Origin of the sequence: Moraxella nonliquefaciens (assembly GCF_001679005.1) — a bacterium.
Lineage (GTDB): Bacteria > Pseudomonadota > Gammaproteobacteria > Pseudomonadales > Moraxellaceae > Moraxella > Moraxella nonliquefaciens.
Genome location: NZ_LXTW01000030.1, coordinates 1 through 719 on the forward strand (window position 1 = coordinate 1; position 719 = coordinate 719).

At 40.1% G+C, this 719-nt stretch carries 1 protein-coding gene; it reads left to right on the top strand.

Going from position 1 to position 719, the window contains the following annotated elements:
* Window positions 1-719 (top strand): hypothetical protein (locus A7456_RS11445; protein ID WP_211266070.1); only part of this gene is annotated, 719 nt, incomplete at both ends.

The following is a 719-nucleotide window of genomic DNA, read 5'->3' on the forward strand; positions in this document are numbered from 1 at the left end:
CACTACCACAGGACAAAACAACGCCAAAGCAAGAGCTGATTTGACATACAAGGTAAGTGCCAATGTCGCTGCCAAAATTGACATTACCAATATTGATGACGATTTTGGGCTAAATGTTGCCCAAGAAGAGTCAATTGTTAGAATTGGCGGACAATTTGAATTTACAGGACACTTTGGCATGGGCATGAATCACTTGGCGGTACGTCATGTGAGCGTCAAAATTGGTGATAAAACTTATTATTCTGGACTAAAAGAAGGTAGGTTTTACTTTGATGTGCCTTTTGATGAATTGCAACATCTAAATGGACAGGTGTTGGATTATGAATTTGTCTATGACCCCAGATTCTATCAATTAACTGATTTTGACATGGGGCGGTTTATGGTGGGTGAACAAATCACCACGACAATTACCAAACAATTTACCAAACCATCTGATGTTGTCAAAAGCGTGAATATTGATAGTCCTTATTTGAGCAAAAATGCAGATGGTGATTATCGTGTAGCGATATCTGGCGAGCCGATGTCTATGATTAGTGGCGTGGTGTCAGGCAATATTAAGCCCAATGATGTGGTAAGTATTGATGTGGCAGGAGTTAAGTATACAGCCGTTGTAGGAATGGACAAAGGCTTTAAGACGATGGTAAAAACCTCAGATTTGGACAAAGATGATGATAATCTTGTCGTTGCAAGTTTGACCACACAAGACCTAGCAGGTAATG